We start from the raw sequence: 16,609 nt of genomic DNA, 5'->3' as shown, positions 1-16,609 counted from the left end.
TATACCTCTACCATAAAACAAAACGACTGACATCATTATGTCAGCCATTGTATAGGTGCAATAATTCTTTTACGTATTCTCGTAACTCATCCCTTAAATAACGGGGCTCTATGATCTCGCATTCCTTGCCAAAGCTTAAAATATATTTGAGTAATCCTTCCTCATACGGAAAATGATCTACAACAATGTATTGGTTATCCTCCGTTTGTTGAATATTCTCCTCTTGAAAATACTCGGTCAGCTGCTTACCCATTCGATTGGAAAATTTCAAAGTAACCTGAATACTGGACCTGCGGTAACTTTCCTCAAATATCTCCTCGATTTCTTCTTTTGAAATATCTCTTTTCTCGAAGTCCTCACCCATCCTTAAATTCCTGATCCGCACAAGCTTAAACCTTCTGTAGTCATCTCGGTACCTGCAAAACCCAACCAAATACCATTGACCGGAAGAAAAAGCGATTTGAAATGGCTCTACTATTCTTTCGGAATACTCCATTTGTCTGTTGCAATAATCAAATACCATCAGCTTATTTTCTTCAATGGCTTGGTTCATCAGAAACAAGTATTCCTTTAATTCATTTTCCATACTGAAATGGGACATGTTAATGCTCAGCTTATCGGTATTCTTTTCTCGGTTATACGTATTCTCGATCTTTAAAACCATATCATTAAACTGTGCGTTTTTCCCAAACAGGAAATTTAAGTTATTCATGATCGCCATGAACGTAGAAGCTTCATCTTTCTTCAAAAAAAGATTGTCCACATTATAGTTCTCCATAATGTAATAGCCTCCACCCTTGCCACCCATGGATGCGACCGGAATACCAGCTTCGCCTAATTTTTCTATATCCCTGTAAATGGTTCGTAATGAGACCTCAAAATGTTCTGCAAGCTCTTTGCCTGTAACCAACCCTTTGTTTGAGATAATGAGTAACATGGAGAGTAATCGGTCTACTCGCATTTTATGTATTACGTTGACTTGCAACGTGTCCTCCGTATTTTTTGTTAGAAATCGCTTTTTTATATTCTACAAGGAAGCCTATTTTCCTTTAACAAGCACTGTTATTTACTCCTCTTTACAAGCTGAAAAACAGAGAGTATGATAAACACGATTCGATTAAGATCATGGATGGAACTAACACTTCCTTTGAAGCTGTCGGAAGAGTAATCTCTTTCGTTGGCTTCTTTTTACGATATATGAATTGGAGGATACGTTGTTGGCCCTACTTAGTAAAATGCGAGGTTGGCTAGAAAAAACGCTCACCTGCACAGGTTATATCCGGCTATTATTTACTGGCTGTAACAATATCTGTTGGATTATTCAGCCTTCCAGGTGTATATCGACGCGGCACGGAGGTAAGCTTCTTTGATACGGTATTCACTGCAGTTAGCGTAGTAAGCGACACAGGGCTTGCTGTACTGAATGTTGCAGACACGTTTAGTGTATTTGGATACTTCATCATTATGTTGGTGCTACAATTCGGTGGTCTTGGGATTATGGCGATGAGCACCTTCTTCTGGATCCTCATCGGACGGAAGATTGGACTGCGCGAACGGCAGCTTATCATGATTGACAACAACCAGTTTCAATTATCAGGACTGGTTCAATTTATCAAGGAAATTCTAAGAATCATTTTACTTACTGAGCTCATTGGAGCTGTTATTTTCGGATTTCATTTCCTTAATTATTTCCCAACCTGGCATGAAGCCTTCCTACAAGGTTTATTTGCATCCGTCAGTGCAACGACAAACGCCGGGGTGGATATTACAGGACAATCGCTGCTGCCTTTTGCCAATGATTATTTTGTACAAGTCGTTACCAGTATCTTGATCATATTTGGAGCCATCGGATTCCCTGTACTGATTGAGATTAAGACTTTTTTATCGAGAAGGAGGGACAAGCAGGCTCCACCATTTCGCTTCTCGCTATTTGCCAAATTAACGACATCGACGTATCTCATTCTTTTGGTTATTGGGACTATTCTTATCTTCTTGCTTGAATATCAGCATTACTTTAAAGGAATGTCATGGCATGAGAGGTTCTTCTATTCGTTCTTCCAATCCACTTCAACTAGAAGCGCCGGATTAACGACGATGGATATCACTCAATTGTCAGAGCCTACCCTGCTTGTCATGAGCATCTACATGTTCATTGGTGGATCTCCAAACTCTGTAGGCGGAGGAATTCGAACCACGACCTTTGCAGTGTGCATCTTATTTATGTATAACTACGTCAAAGGGAATCGTGAGATCAAAATTTTCAATCGAGAGATTCATCCGGATGATGTTATGAAATCACTGGCGATTATGCTACTTGCCATTGTAATGTGCGGGACCTCCGCTATTGTTATCAACATTACGGATCCACATCATCAACTGATATCGATTATTTTGGAGGTGTGCTCTGCCTTTGGTACAGTTGGTATGTCCACAGGCATTACACCGGAGCTAAGCGCCTTTGCCAAATGTCTGCTGATGCTGCTCATGTTCATTGGCAGAATCGGTCTGACATCGTTCATCTTTATTATTGGAGGCAAGAAAAAGAAACCGAAAATTCATTATCCTGTGGAGAGAGTTATTTCGGGGTAATAGAGCGGGAAAGCAAGCTTTTAGCCCTTTCGCCTCCCAATAGGAGGTCGGAAGGGCATTATTAGTGTTCCGCAGAGACATTCCTAAAGCACCACGGCGGGTATTCGCCATTGTGAGAGTTGCCACTTCGGAAACCCCAGCGCTCTAAGTTCATAGATTCGAGTTCGAGCTCGTCTCTACTGTTTCCACACCTGACCAGATCCTCGTCAAGTAAAATACTCCAGCTTGGCCTTCGGGAAGAATTTCTCCATGTAAGTGGAAAGATGGCTTTTTATATCTTCTTCCTCTTCTCTTGAATAAATGTACTTGCCGATTCCGTATCTTCCCCACTTGTATCTTCTCTTCTCTTCATCCAGCTCCAGCTTGGTCATAGGGTAATTCTTCTCAATCACCCGCTTGGCCGGCTTCGTAAACCGGTGCTGTATGAATTCAAACGTAATATCATCCCGCACATGGGCAGGCAGCTCGGAATCAAGGCGTTCAAACATGTGATAATAGCCCTCCTGCCATCCCTCATGGAGATAGATCGGGGCAACAATAAATCCGAGCGGATATCCTGCTCTAGCCACTTTTCCCGCCGCTTCAATCCTTAAGTGCAATGGCGAAGTTCCAGGTTCAAAGTTTTTAATGACATAGTCGGCATTCACACTAAAGCGAAATCGGGTCTTGCCTTGATGATTGGCATCCAGCAAATGATCGACATGATGGAATTTCGTAACAAATCGCAGTCTCCCAAGTTCAGATTTGCCGAAATGTTCTATGGCGTGCTTTAAGGTATGCGTAAGATGGTCAATCCCTACAATATCCGAAGTACAGGATGCTTCAAAGCGGGTGATGTCCGGAGCCCGTTCCGCCATATACTTGTCGGCGGCTTCCAGGATCTCCTCTACATTGACGTAGGTACGAATATACGGCTTGCTGCCCATGGTTGTCTGCAAATAGCAATAATGGCAGTGCCCCATACATCCGGTAGCAAAAGGAATCGCATATTCTGCCGAAGGCTTGGACGTATCAAACTTTAATGTCTTTCGAATCCCCACGACCAGGGTCGACTTGGCCACCCGATATTTCTGGAAATCATTATCTCCGGGAAGATTGCGCACCTGGTTATGAGAAGTAGTCTGACGAATTTCAACATCCATTTGTTCAAATTTCTTCAACAGCTTTTGTCCGAGCGGGTATTCCAGAGCATCCGGTTCAAAATAAACAAGCTTGGGCATAAAAGGCTTCATTCAAAGCTCTCCTCTTGATCAGAACCAAAATAATAGGCATAGGCCTGCTCCGCCTCGGCGGCTGTCGGATAGATCGCCATATCGCTTGATAAAGGATAATACGTCTCATACAGAAATACGGCTAGCTCGCCGGGCTGCTCCGGACTGTTTATAACTGCAGCTTGCTGAATATTGGCCACATCTTGCGTATGCGGGTTGCGGTAAAATACATAAACAACATCTCCTGCCTGATAAGTCCCTTGTGTTCCGGACATGCTCACCATCCCCTTCGCTTTTCTAAAATAAGTGTCCATTCCTTAAAATCTTCCCATTCAAGCTGGTAATTATGTTCCCTTTTTCCATCAAAACATTTTGATTTTGATTCTCATAGCTGCGATAAATCGGCATTCCCTCGTTCATTTCCCCTTCACCCTCTTCATATAATGCTTAAAAAGAGGCCCCGGAGGTACCAAGCAAATGTGCGATATGCGAAGTGCAGTAGATGACGAAATAGAGCGGCTGACGACGGCGCTTATCGAGCAGCAGCGGCAGGATGGATCCTGGCATTTTTGCTTTGAGAACGGGACGGCCATCGATGCTTATGTCATTATTCTCTTTCGAGTGCTGGATGTCCCGAATGAAGCGCTGATTCGGCAGCTGCATGACCGGATTCTTGCTGCGCAGCAGCCCGATGGCTGCTGGAGACTGTTCACCGATGAAGAGGAAGGGAACTTGTCCGCTTCGGTTGAGGCTTATTATGCCCTGCTCTACTCCGGGTACAGCCAGACAACAGACGAGCCTATCCAGCGGGCTAGACGATATATTTTATCCAAAGGCGGTCTCGGCAAAATCACCAATATTCTAACGAAAGCCATCCTCTCGATCACCGGACAGCGCAAGTGGCCTGCTTCCATCTCATCGATCCCGCTAGAGATTCTACTGTTCCCTAAATATTTTCCGATCAATATATATGATTTCTCAGGATATTCAAGGATCCACCTGATCCCGATGCTCATTATGGGCGACAAGCAGTTCTCGATTACTAACGCTCATACGCCAAATCTGTCAGATCTTCAAGTGCGACCCGTAGATGAGGTAGAAGAACCACTTCCCCGCGGATACCAGGAGATGCAGGATAGCATTAAGACGGGTCTAGGCTGGCTGATCGGCACTCGTCGTCATATCCATGAGACCGCGATAACCAGAGCAGAGAAGTTCATGTTGAAGCGCATCGAAGCCGATGGCACCCTATACAGCTACGCCAGCAGTACGATCCTCATGATCTTCGCCTTGCTGGCCCTGGGCTATGAGCAGCAGCATCCTCTGATCACGGATGCCATTCAGGGGCTTACCGATATGCAGTTCCGTTATGACGGGACAACGACGATACAGAACTCTCCTTCGACAGTATGGGATACGGCACTGCTGGCCTACGCCTTGCAGGAGGCCGGGATTCCCGCTGATCATCCAGCGATCCGGCGTGCCGCCGCGTATCTACTGCCTAGACAACAGCATAAGACCGCTGATTGGAGTATTCACAATCCGGGAACCCAGCCTGGGGGCTGGGGATTCTCAGAGACCAATACGATCAATCCTGATGTGGATGATTCAACTGCGGCTCTACGGGCGATCCTAAGCTTCTCCAATACCGATCCTTCCTACCTAAAATCGTGGAATCGCGGACTGAATTGGGTTCTCTCTATGCAGAATAAAGACGGTGGCTGGCCCGCATTTGAGAAGGATACAAACAATGAAATGCTCACCTGGCTCGCCATCGACGGTGCCAAGTCGGCGGCCATTGACCCCTCAGAGGCGGATTTGACCGGTCGTACCTTAGAGTATCTGGGAAACTTCACTGGACTGGACATTCGATACCCATTTATCAAGCAGGGAGCAGAGTGGCTGATCGGACATCAGGAGAAGGATGGTTCCTGGTACGGAAGATGGGGCGTCTGTTACATCTATGGGACTTGGGCAGCGCTGACCGGATTAGCAGCAGTAGACCTCTCTGCCAACCATGAGACTCTACAAAATGGAGTCCGTTGGCTCTTGGACATTCAGAACCCGGACGGCGGATGGGGAGAATCTTGCCGAAGCGATCGACTGCGGCGTTATGTGCCCTTAGGGGAGAGCACACCTTCTCAAACCGCGTGGGCGTTGGACGCGCTAATCGCCGTTCAAGCGCAGCCAACATCAGAGACTGATCAAGGAATACAGAGGCTTATCGCCTTACTGCACGAAGACGACTGGAAGAGCACCTATCCGACAGGTGCTGGTCTTCCTGGCCACTTCTATTCCCATTATCATAGCTACCGTTATATCTGGCCGCTTCTTACACTGAGCCACTATAAGCAGAAATATGGGAAAAATTGATGTTATGCCACGCTTTGTATACCTCTGATTGCCGTTATTTCTCGCAAAAAACCTCCGCCCGATGGCGGAGGTTTCTATGCTAACTAGCCTAATGCTGCCTTAATATTCATCTGCTCCAATATCTATATTGCCGCCTTTCACGCGATCGCTTCCTTTGTAGTCCTTGTCTCCCACGATGGAGCCCAAATTCTCTCCTGCATCAATCGCTGGGGAAGAGGCGCTGAGCGTGTAGTTTCCAGTGTTCGGGTCAACGAGCAGCGGATCCGCAAATACAGAGTGGCTATCTAGGGACGTGCCTGATTTATAAGCGGCAAATCCTGTGTAGCTCACATTTTTCCACTGCCATTTGGCCGTGTTGGCCCCGCCCGTCACATAATACAGGTTATAATCCACCTGATTTCCGGTATTTTGGGTAAATGGATTCGAGATCATCAGCTTGGAGCTGCTCGCTACAAAAATATTATTCTTGATGACATTGTTCTTCGTATCATATTGCAGCAGCATCTGTCCGCCATCCAACCCCTTCGTATCGTTCTTGTACAAAGTATTGCCGATGATCGTGCAATTCACGGTAGAGCCGCGCTTCTTATCATAGCCCCCCATAGCGATGCCCGTGTAATTATTGTTCGCAACTATATTGTTCCTCACCATAATATTGCTGGTAGACTTCCCGCTATGCTCGCTGGCAATCTCGATTCCAATATCATTGTTATAGCTCATATTGCGTTCGATAATCGTGTCCTTGCCGCCGTCGACATAGATGCCGTCCGCCCCGTAAGAATCGTTCGGCACCGGCTTGCCGTAGGATGGATTGTTAATCGAAGTAATATTGTACACCAGGTTCTCTCTGATAATGCCATTACGCGCCTGGTCATAAGCAGAGTTAGGCGATGTGCCCTCAAAGCCGATCACATCAATTCCGATGTTGTCATTGTCATGTACGACGTTTCCTTCGATCAAGAAGCCATCCACATTGCCGTTGACAACCATCGACTCGCTGGAGCCGAGTATGAGGTTGCTTAATGTATTGCCAACAATCGAAATATTGCTAAGCGACTGGGGCGCCTTCGTGCCGTATACCGCAATCCCGTGCGCATCGCGTCCGGACAGATCACTGCGCAGGGCTGCGTTATTTTCAATCGCATGAATATAGTTGTTGCGAATTGTAATGTTGCTGCCGACCCCGGTGATCAGAATCCCTGATGGTACTTTATCCTTGGTAGTGGTTTTAAAATTGCGAATCTCGAAATCCTCAAGAACAATATGACTGGCATCAGTAATTTCAACCAGACCCTCTGAATCCGCTACAGATAGCCCTGTTCCATCCAAAATAGCAGTTTGAGGAGCATAACTCTTGAACGTAATCGGCCCCTCCGCTGCCGACCCGGAATGCGTAATCTTCAGCTTCTGCTGATACACGCCGTCCATGACATATACGGTATCGCCCGCACCTGCACTGTCAGCCGCATGCTGCAAGGTTTTCCACGCCTTGCTGGTGCTTGTGCCTGAGTTGCTGTCACTTCCGGTCGGAGATACATAGTAGTTCGCACCCGCAGCATAGGTTGTTGCTCCCTCCAAGCCAATACCTCCCAGCACCATACTTGCCGTAAGCATCAAAACCGTTCCACACATTCTCAGCTTTCCCCAAGCCGTCTTGCGAGCTGCTGTTGTTAACATTCGTATCCTCTCCTTTGTTATGAAATACAAACTTCCGATTGCTTCAGCGCTGCATTAAGCGTTCAGCTCCTGCAACAGTAGGCAGACTGCCCGTTCCCCCAATCGCCTGAACCGACAATGCGCCGCAGGCACAGGCAAATCGCAGCAGTTCCTCAGCCCGAAGTCCTGTTCCATAACCGTAGATCAGTCCTGCATTGAAGCAGTCCCCTGCCCCTGTCGTATCCTTGACGTCTACAGAATAGGCCGGCACCTTGATTAGAGGCTGATTCCGCTTGAACAGGGCCGCACCCTGCGAGCCGCATTTCACAGCCACCGTCCCGGCTAATGCATCAGACGGCAGCGCTGTCCAGGCGTCATCCAGCGCCTCAGCCCGGTACAGATGCATCAGCTCCTCCTCGCTTGGAATGAACAGATCCGTTACAGGAAGGAGGCGGTCGATCCCTTCATGGCGCCACTCGTCCGATACGTCCCAACCTGTATCAAAAGAAGTTGTCTTCCCCAAACTTTGAACCTTGGCAAACAAAGAGACCCATTCCTCCCTCATCCGCGTCTGCAAGAAGTAAGAGCCAAAATGAACATGATCCGCTTCATACAGCAGCGCTTCAGGGATATGCTCCGGGGCAAGAAGCGAAATGGTCCCCGGGTAGGTGAGCAGGCTGCGGTCGCCTCCTGCCGAGAACGACAAGGTGATCCCTGTCCTTAGTCTGGCATCAACGGTTACGAATCGTGTCGACACCCCCATTCTCTGAAGCTCGGCGAGACAAAACCGGCCATAATCATCCTCGCCGACCAGACTGACGAATTCCACCTCTGCCCCAAGCGAGGCCAGAGCGCAGGCCGTAATCGCCGAGGATGAGCCCAGCACCAGCTCCATGCCGTCAAGCAGCTTCTCCCGATTCATCTCCGGCATAATATCCGAACCCGTCAAGATCATATCCACATTCAATTCACCCAATACAGCTACCTTCATCGCTTCAATCCACTCCTTGAATATATTGCTCTCTGAGCTGTTTGCTTCTATCAATCTTCTATCGTGCGCTTTGCGCCCCTTACTTCATTTCCGGCATAAAGCGACGCTCCGCTTCATACAGCTCTTCGAACATATTCTTGATTTCTTCCAACGAGCATACTGCTGAGGTCAGTGGATCAACCATCAGCGCGTGCATCGCCATCTCTTTATCCTTATTCAGTACCGCGGATACGGCAAGCTCAAAGAAAGCCATATTGCTGCGGCATAACGCGGCAAGATGCTCAGGCAGCGCTCCGAATTGGCATGGATTTACCCCGTTACGGTCCACCATACAGGCGACTTCCACTACGCCGTCCTGCGGCAGGTTCGAGATCAATCCGCCATTCGGAACACTTCCGTAGATCGTCTTCACTTCATTTTTTACCATCGCTTCAATAATGATGGGCGCGTATTCATGGCTTGACTTCAGCTCAATCGGCCGTTCTCCCGATAGCTGCTGCTTGATCTCCTCATCATTCGTACGGCGCCAGATCGGCCAGTTATCCGCATAATAGCCCGTAGCACCGTTATAACCTGTACTGCAGTGGCGGTCAATCAAGTCTTGCCTCTTCCGATAATACGGAATATATTCGGAGAAGTGTCCACTGGATTCCGAGACGAAAGCGCCCAAATACTTCATCGCATCAAATCGCACCGGATCTTTGGCCAGAAGCTCTGGATCTGCGATCCTCTCCAATAAGACAGGATACAGATCCCGGCCTTGATGTGTCAGCTCGACAAACCATGACATATGGTTAATGCCGCCTGCGCGCCACTGCATTTCTTCGTAAGGAACGCCTGCATATTTTGCCAGCTGCCTGGAAGTATTCTGAATGGAATGACAGAGCCCTACCACCGGCAGGTCCGTAATCCGGGAAGTAAGCAGCGTAACCGCGGACATCGGATTGGTATAGTTCAGAATGATGCAGTCCGGACAGAGTTCCTCCACATCGCGGACAATTTCGATCCAGCTCGGTAATGTACGCAGCGTTTTGAATAATCCGCCCGGGCCCAGCGTGTCGCCAATACACTGATTAACCCCGTATTTAAGCGGAATTTCGTACTCGTAGCGAACCGTCTCTAGCCCAACAACCTCAATCTGGTTGATCACGAAATTCGACCCAGCTATCACCTCACGGCGATCGGTAGATGCTAGCACCTGCCACTTCTTTCCGGTCATTTCAATAATCTTGTTCACCAAGTCACGGGCAATCGCGAGCCGTTCTGGATCGATGTCGACCAGAGCGATGGTTCCCTCCTCAAGGCCTTCAATCTTAAAAATATCTACGATAATTTCCCGGGTAAATGCGCTTCCAGCGCCGATAATCGAAATTTTGGTCATAAGTAATTTCTCCATTCCTGGTTATTAGGTATCTATTCCCGCTCCTATTTCATGCCTGTCATGGTCAGCCCTTTAATGAACTGCTTCTGGAAAATAAGGAACACGATAATAACAGGCAGTGTAATAAGTACAGCGGCAGACATGACTACGTTGTAATTCACCTGATGCGCACCATTGAAGAAGACGAGCGCCATCGGTACCGTCATTCGATCCATATCATTGATGGCGATGAGTGGCCACAAATAGTTGTTCCACGCGGCCATAAAGGTAAAGATGCCAAGAGCCGAAAGCATCGGTAAAATCAACGGCATGACAATGCGCCACATAATACGAAGCTCGCCCGCGCCGTCGATGCGTGCTGCCTCAAGCAAATCCCTTGGAATATCTTCAATAAATTGCTTCGCCAGAAATACCCCGTAAGAGCTGATTAAGCTGGGTACAATAATGGCCGCCAAATTGTTAATGAGACCAAGCTTGGAAATAATCAAATACGTTGGAATCATGATCACCTGAAACGGAATCATCATCGTCGCCAGTACAAGCAGAAACATGAGCCTCTTGCCTGGGAACGTGAATTTAGCAAAAACATAGCCGGCCAACGCACTCGTAAACAAGGTGGCAGCCGTAATAATGACGGCCGTTATGGCACTGTTAAGCAGCCAGGTGAGAAATGGCGCCTCTTCAAACACGGCTCTATAGCCATCCAATGTCGGGTTTTGCGGTACAAAAGAAGTTGCCGACGAAATAATCTCCAGATTGCTCTTGAAGGAAGACAGCACCATCCACAAATACGGCAGCAGCATGATCGCTGCGCAGACCAGCAGGATAGCAATGATTACTCCTTCAAGCCATGTAAAACGCCTGGTCATCCTAATCCCCTCCTTCCGTTCAATGTTCCCATTGGGAACGCCCTGCTCTCAGCTGGATCATCGTAACCAGCAAAATAATGAGCAGCAGCACCGCTGCCATCGCAGACGCATAGCCCATATTGGAGTTGGAGAAGGCCTGATCATAGATATGGAGTGCCAGCACCCTCGTCTCGTTGAACGGCTCGCCCTTGGTCATAATCTGAAATTGCGGAAACGCCTGAAAATAGGACACGATGGTCGTAACCGAAACAAACAGCGTCGTTCTGCTCAAAAGCGGCAGCGTAATATGCCAAAAGGTCTGCAGCCGGGTCGCGCCTTCAAGCCGCGCGGCTTCATAATATATATCCGGCACGGAATCCAGGCCAGCCATGAACAAGACCACGTTGTAGCCGATATCTGCCCATAACGTCATCATAATAACGGAAAAAAGCGCATAAGCCGGGTCGCCCAGCCAGTTGATCGGCGCCAGATTGAACTGGGCCAGAATCATGTTGAAGAGCCCGTTATCATAATTGAACATGGTGCTCCAGACAACTGCTGTACCTGCCAGCGGCGCAATCGCCGGAAGGAAGAAGATCGTGCGGAACAGGCTGCGCAGACCACGGAAGCGCACACTGTTGACCGCAATCGCAATCAGCAGCGTGATGATGATGTTCGCAATGACCGCCGCTGCGACAAATTTGAATGTGACTCCCAGCGATTTGAGGAACAGCTCATCGCTGAACAATCGAATGTAATTTTCCAGCCCAATAAAAGGCGATTCCTCACGCAGCGGACTGTATTGGTAGAAGGATAAAATTAAGCTCCAGACGATCGGTACAAATGCAAATACGGTAAACAAAATAAAGATGGGCGTCAGGGACGCGGTTACGAACAGACGCTGCTTGCGATGGACGGCATGGGGGCGGAGCCTCCGCCCCGCGCCACGCTCCCGCTTCAAACTGCTGATTTCCATATGTGAACACTCCCGGTTTACTTATGTTGGTCTTGACTCGTATTGACCGCCTCTTCGATCTTGCGCAAGCCGTCCTCCACCGTGATTTTACCGGCAACGATAAGCTGGAAATGATCATTAATCTGTTTGAACAGATAGTCGCGATCCCAGATCGGGCCAATCCAGCGGCCATACTCCAAAATATCAATGGACGTCTTCATGTACGGGTTCTCCTTCACAAAATCCGGGTCGCTGGCAACCTCCTTCTTGGCCGGCACAGTAAACGTGTCCAGATTCCACTTGCGGAGCTGCTCCTTGCTTGTTACATAGTTGATGAAATCCCAGGCTTCCTTGGCATGCTTGCTTTTCTTAGAGACGACGAGCCCCCATCCCGATTCCGCTGCAAAAAACGGTGGCTCTGATGTATAAGAGGGCACGGGAACATACTCGAAATCGTTCACCTTATAGCTATCCAGACCCGTGGCGATCGTCCAGGGCCCGCGATAGGCCATCGCCGATCCGCCCTTGAAGAAGTAATCCGAGGTATCGAGCTGTCCGCCAAAGGTCGTCAAATCAGCTACTTTATCCTCTACGATCAGATTTTTCAGCTCTGTCATCGCCTTAACGGCTTCAGGCGTCTGGAAATTGACATGGCCGTTCTCTCCCCAGTAATCGCCCTTCTGCTGCAAAATAAAGGACAAGAAGGTAAAGGTAATGTTGTCACCGGACGCAAAATCAAAGCCTTTGACCTTCAGGCTGTCCCCGTTCGCTACCGTCAGTTTCTTGGCGGCCTCCACAAGCTCAGGCCATGTTGACAGCGGATAAGCAATCCCTTTGTCCTTGAACATCTGCGGATGAATCAGCATCCCGCCGTTCTCAATGTTATATTCCATCGGCAAGCCGTACAGCTTGCTATCATGCATAAATCCACCCAGCGGCGCTTCAAAATACTCTTCCTTCCTGCTCTCGCCGTCCGGCACCTCAGCCAGCAGCCCATTGTTCGAATATTCTGGAACCCAGGTTCCGAACACCTCAGCGATATCAGGCGGATGGCTTGCGGAAAATGACGCTTTCAGCTTCTGGTTGTATGCATCATAAGGATAGTTCTGAAAGTCAATCTTCACATTCGGATGATCCTGCTCATACTGATCGATCATGGAACGATAGCTTTTGATAAAGGCATCTGCCTGATGGCTCCAGAACACAAGCTTTACTTGTTCATCCTTGCCCCCTGCCCCGCCGGTATCTTTGGCATCTTTTGCATTAGAGCAACCACTCAGGGCAAAAGCTGCAAAAATAGCGGCAAGCAAGCAAAAAACAACCGTACTTCTAACGTTTTTCATTGCAAACCCCTTCCCTATTTTTATGTTTAACCGCTTTCATCGTGTAGAATGTAACTTTTTTCTAGACAAATGTCAATGCATATTTTTCATTATTTTGCGGCAAACAAACCCTGATTTTGCGCGCAAATTTTCACATTGTTTTTCGCAATATTTCAGTTGACCTTGTCGTTTTTTTTGCTTAACATATAAAGGTGAGGAGTTGCAGGCATATGGAAAAAGCAGTTGCAACTTTTAGTGCAACATGCACCATATGCAACTAGAAAGGGACGGTTGATGATATGGCGACTTTAAAAGATATTGCGGTCAAGGTAGGAGTGTCCGTCTCCACGGTCTCCCGCGTGCTGGCCAACGATTCCAACCGGCTCGTGAACACAGATACCAAGCAAAGAATTTGGGATGTTGCGAATGAGCTAGGCTACCAGGTGAAGTCCCCGTCGTCTAACACCTCCCAGGCTGTAAGGCAGATTGGCTGTGTGGTGTCGACCATGCAAAAGCGCCACTACCACCCGTACTTCTCCGTGATCTTTGACGGGATCGAGAAGGAACTGTCCAAGCACGGCTACAAGATTGCTTATACCTATACACAAGAGGAGCTCCAAAAGCCTGAAGTGCTGCGCAGCGCGCTGCATGACAGCCCTATTGACGGCTTGATCGTTATCGAGGGAATCGACAACAAAATCTATCAGCATTTCAAGAAGCATGTGAAAGCGATTGTCGGAATTGACGTGTCCGATCCGGAAATCCCTTGTATTGCTTATGACCGGATAGAAGCGGCACGAGTTGCCGTCACGCATATGATTGATCAGGGGTATCGAGACATTATGTTTATTGGCGGGACGGGGTTGTCGGGCCGCTTCGAGAAGGAAAAACGCTATCGGGGATATAAGCTCGCCCTGGAGCAGGCTGGCTTGTCGGTGCGGGAGGACCGCGTCCTGGACGCATCCTGGGAGCCGGATAATGCCTATCGCCTTATGCTGCAATATTTGGAGAAGCATGCTGAGCATTTGCCGACGGCTGTCTTTGCAGCGAGCGACATTATGGCGATGGCCAGCATGCGGGCTATTTCCGAGAAAGGCTTCAGCATCCCGAATGATTTTGCTGTCATGGGATTTGATGACAATGAGCCCTCTCGCTATACTGTGCCGCCGTTGTCTACGATCCGCATTCCAACCTTCGAGATTGGCGTCATAGCTGCGAAGACGATGCTGCAATGCATTCGCGATCCGTATCCGCTGCCGATTCGGATCCATGTGCCGTTCGAGCCGATCTTCCGCCAGTCAACAGCTAAGGCGGGAGATTAATCAAGCAACACGGCTGATGCCATGTTCATTTCGGGATGCCCTGTGGCAATTCCCCATTCGCACCAGCCGTTTTCTAACGGAAATGAACGCCGCTATTCTCCACCAAATTAGGCATTCTAACAATGTAAAGGAAATAGCAGACCTTATTCGTCAGTTTTATCGGACTGTCAGCCCTTTTTCAGGCAAATAAGTGCACTCATTTCCGTTAGATTTCAAAACACCACGTTTAGCGCAGAATAACGTCGCTGAGTTCCGTTAGAATCCAGCAGCTTCATATGTAAAAAAAACCCCAGCCCACACCCGGGCTGGGGTTCTTCAATGGACGCAGGAGCCATCCTTCTAGGAACACACGTACAAGTGTACTCCCAAGCAGGTACATTCACGGTGCTGTCGTGAACTTAGGCCCTTGCTCCATGATCGTATAAAGATTATTGATTCCGGATCATATAATCGAATGCGCCAAGCGCTGCAGTAGCACCAGAGCCCATCGAAATGATGATCTGCTTGAATGGAGCGTTCGTGCAGTCGCCTGCGGCAAATACGCCAGGAACGGTCGTTGCGCCGCGGTTGTCTACGACGATCTCACCCATACGAGTACGTTCTACGGTGTCAGCTAACCAATCTGTATTCGGAACAAGCCCGATTTGGACAAATACCCCTTGCAGATCAATATGCTTCTCTTCACCGCTCTCACGCTCGATGTAAGTCACACCATCAACCTTATTGGTTCCGGTAATTTCTTTCACTTGAGCGTTCTTGATGACGGTTGTGTTCGGCAAGCTGTTCAGACGTTCTTGAAGAACGGAATCAGCCTTCAATTCTGACATGAATTCGAGGACAGTAACATGGCCGGCGACGCCTGCCAGATCAATAGCTGCCTCAATACCAGAATTACCGCCGCCAACAACGGCAACATGCTTACCAGCGAACAGAGGACCGTCGCAATGCGGGCAATAAGCCACGCCCTTGTTCTTGAACTCAGCTTCGCCAGGTACACCCAGGTTACGCCAACGAGCACCTGTAGACACAATTACGGTCTTACTCTTCAGAATAGCACCGTTCTCCAATTCAACCTCAACGAAGTCCTTCTTCTCAAGACGCTTCGCAAGTTGAGATTTCATGATATCGATGTTGTATTCCTTCGCATGCTCCTCAAGGCTGGCAGCAAGCTTAGGACCTTCTGTATATTTCGTACCGATCAGGTTCTCGATGCCCAGCGTATCATTCACTTGTCCGCCGAAGCGTTCAGCAATAATACCTGTGCGAATGCCTTTGCGTGCTGCGTAGATCGCTGCGCTCGCGCCGGCTGGACCGCCACCAACAACCAACACGTCGTATGGCTCTTTATTATCAAACTCGGAAGCATCCTTCGAGCTGCCCATTTTATTCAAGATATCCTCTACCGTCATACGGCCACTCTCAAAGAATTCAGCGTTGAGATAGACACTTGGCACGGCCATAATGTCCTTGCTCTCGACTTCTTCCTTGAAGGCTGCACCGTCAATCATGGTGTGAGTAATGTTAGGATTAAGCACGCTCATCATGTTCAGCGCCTGTACAACGTCAGGACAGTTGTGGCAGGACAAGCTGACATAAGTCTCAAAGTGATATACACCTTGAATTGCCTTAATCCGATCAATGACGCTCTGCTCAACCTTAGGCGGTCTACCGCTAACTTGAAGCAAAGCGAGCACCAACGAAGTGAACTCATGACCTAATGGTACCCCAGCAAATGTAACGCCAGTGTCTTCACCTACACGGTTTACGCTAAAGCTTGGAGTTCTAGGCAATGTAGTATGCTCTACCGTAATTTTATCAGACATGCCGGATAGTTCATTCACTAAATCCAGCATGTCGTTAGATACCGAATCGGATCCTGCACTGACCTTCAGCAGAACATTGCCTTCCAAGAGCTGGAGATATTGCGCCAGTTGTGATTTGATGTCTGCATCCAGTTTCAT

13 protein-coding genes are annotated in these 16,609 nt (G+C 48.4%); 3 read left to right on the top strand and 10 right to left on the bottom strand.

The features are described from left to right. Positions 1-40: 40 nt before the first annotated feature. Positions 41-985: a helix-turn-helix transcriptional regulator gene (locus EI981_RS01515; RefSeq protein WP_227011647.1), complete on the bottom strand. Its 945-nt coding sequence runs from the start codon at positions 983-985 to the stop codon at positions 41-43. A 290-nt stretch (positions 986-1,275) separates the two neighbouring features. On the opposite strand from EI981_RS01515, the gene EI981_RS01510 reads away from it, so the two are divergent. Continuing rightward, positions 1,276-2,589, top strand: a complete 1,314-nt coding sequence (locus EI981_RS01510; protein ID WP_126994818.1) for a TrkH family potassium uptake protein — start codon at positions 1,276-1,278, stop codon at positions 2,587-2,589. Positions 2,590-2,795: 206 nt separating this feature from the next. On the opposite strand, the gene splB is transcribed toward EI981_RS01510, so the two are convergent. Next, positions 2,796-3,821, bottom strand: a complete 1,026-nt coding sequence (gene splB, locus EI981_RS01500; RefSeq protein WP_126994816.1) for a spore photoproduct lyase — start codon at positions 3,819-3,821, stop codon at positions 2,796-2,798. Continuing rightward, positions 3,818-4,081: a transcriptional regulator SplA domain-containing protein gene (locus EI981_RS01495; RefSeq protein WP_418789058.1), complete on the bottom strand. Its 264-nt coding sequence runs from the start codon at positions 4,079-4,081 to the stop codon at positions 3,818-3,820. The genes splB and EI981_RS01495 overlap by 4 nt, the downstream gene beginning before the upstream one ends. A 196-nt stretch (positions 4,082-4,277) precedes the next feature. Between EI981_RS01495 and shc the strand changes: the two genes are divergently transcribed. Continuing rightward, positions 4,278-6,173, top strand: a complete 1,896-nt coding sequence (gene shc / locus EI981_RS01490) for a squalene--hopene cyclase (RefSeq protein ID WP_193556421.1) — start codon at positions 4,278-4,280, stop codon at positions 6,171-6,173. Positions 6,174-6,272: 99 nt separating this feature from the next. Here the strand turns inward: shc and EI981_RS01485 are convergent, their stop codons facing one another. The 6 genes from EI981_RS01485 to EI981_RS01460 are packed head-to-tail and all read right to left on the bottom strand — an operon-like array spanning position 6,273 to position 13,347. Continuing rightward, positions 6,273-7,850 carry a right-handed parallel beta-helix repeat-containing protein gene (locus tag EI981_RS01485; RefSeq protein ID WP_227011645.1) on the bottom strand — a complete coding sequence of 526 codons (1,578 nt, stop codon included), beginning with the start codon at positions 7,848-7,850 and terminating at the stop codon, positions 6,273-6,275. 43 nt (positions 7,851-7,893) lie between these two features. After that, on the bottom strand, positions 7,894-8,874 hold the full coding sequence (locus EI981_RS01480; RefSeq protein ID WP_227011644.1) for a carbohydrate kinase family protein: 981 nt from the start codon (positions 8,872-8,874) through the stop codon (positions 7,894-7,896). Between the two features lie 25 nt (positions 8,875-8,899). Continuing rightward, positions 8,900-10,201 carry an alpha-galactosidase gene (gene melA / locus EI981_RS01475; protein ID WP_126994810.1) on the bottom strand — a complete coding sequence of 434 codons (1,302 nt, stop codon included), beginning with the start codon at positions 10,199-10,201 and terminating at the stop codon, positions 8,900-8,902. Between the two features lie 44 nt (positions 10,202-10,245). Then, entirely contained in the window at positions 10,246-11,070 is an 825-nt protein-coding gene (locus EI981_RS01470) for a carbohydrate ABC transporter permease (protein WP_126994808.1), read from the bottom strand. A gap of 19 nt (positions 11,071-11,089) precedes the next feature. Then, entirely contained in the window at positions 11,090-12,025 is a 936-nt protein-coding gene (locus EI981_RS01465) for a carbohydrate ABC transporter permease (RefSeq protein ID WP_126994806.1), read from the bottom strand. Positions 12,026-12,042: 17 nt separating this feature from the next. Continuing rightward, positions 12,043-13,347, bottom strand: a complete 1,305-nt coding sequence (locus EI981_RS01460; RefSeq protein ID WP_126994804.1) for an ABC transporter substrate-binding protein — start codon at positions 13,345-13,347, stop codon at positions 12,043-12,045. A 278-nt stretch (positions 13,348-13,625) separates the two neighbouring features. On the opposite strand from EI981_RS01460, the gene EI981_RS01455 reads away from it, so the two are divergent. After that, on the top strand, positions 13,626-14,648 hold the full coding sequence (locus EI981_RS01455; protein ID WP_126994802.1) for a LacI family DNA-binding transcriptional regulator: 1,023 nt from the start codon (positions 13,626-13,628) through the stop codon (positions 14,646-14,648). Between the two features lie 428 nt (positions 14,649-15,076). Here the strand turns inward: EI981_RS01455 and ahpF are convergent, their stop codons facing one another. After that, on the bottom strand, positions 15,077-16,609 hold the full coding sequence (ahpF, locus tag EI981_RS01450; protein WP_126994800.1) for an alkyl hydroperoxide reductase subunit F: 1,533 nt from the start codon (positions 16,607-16,609) through the stop codon (positions 15,077-15,079).

The sequence above is a fragment of the Paenibacillus lutimineralis genome, assembly GCF_003991425.1.
In the GTDB taxonomy this organism is placed as follows: Bacteria; Bacillota; Bacilli; order Paenibacillales; family Paenibacillaceae; genus Fontibacillus; species Fontibacillus lutimineralis.
The sequence above is the reverse complement of the archived record's forward strand: the minus strand, read 5'-3'. Positions and strand labels throughout refer to the sequence as shown.

Coding starts and splice junctions, on each gene's coding strand:
- splB (WP_126994816.1), bottom strand. CDS start 3,821: ATGAAGCCTTTTATGCCCAAGCTTGTTTATTTTGAACCGGATGCTCTG.
- shc (WP_193556421.1), top strand. CDS start 4,278: ATGTGCGATATGCGAAGTGCAGTAGATGACGAAATAGAGCGGCTGACG.
- EI981_RS01485 (WP_227011645.1), bottom strand. CDS start 7,850: ATGTTAACAACAGCAGCTCGCAAGACGGCTTGGGGAAAGCTGAGAATG.
- melA (WP_126994810.1), bottom strand. CDS start 10,201: ATGACCAAAATTTCGATTATCGGCGCTGGAAGCGCATTTACCCGGGAA.
- EI981_RS01470 (WP_126994808.1), bottom strand. CDS start 11,070: ATGACCAGGCGTTTTACATGGCTTGAAGGAGTAATCATTGCTATCCTG.
- EI981_RS01465 (WP_126994806.1), bottom strand. CDS start 12,025: ATGGAAATCAGCAGTTTGAAGCGGGAGCGTGGCGCGGGGCGGAGGCTC.
- EI981_RS01460 (WP_126994804.1), bottom strand. CDS start 13,347: ATGAAAAACGTTAGAAGTACGGTTGTTTTTTGCTTGCTTGCCGCTATT.
- EI981_RS01455 (WP_126994802.1), top strand. CDS start 13,626: ATGGCGACTTTAAAAGATATTGCGGTCAAGGTAGGAGTGTCCGTCTCC.
- ahpF (WP_126994800.1), bottom strand. CDS start 16,609: ATGAAACTGGATGCAGACATCAAATCACAACTGGCGCAATATCTCCAG.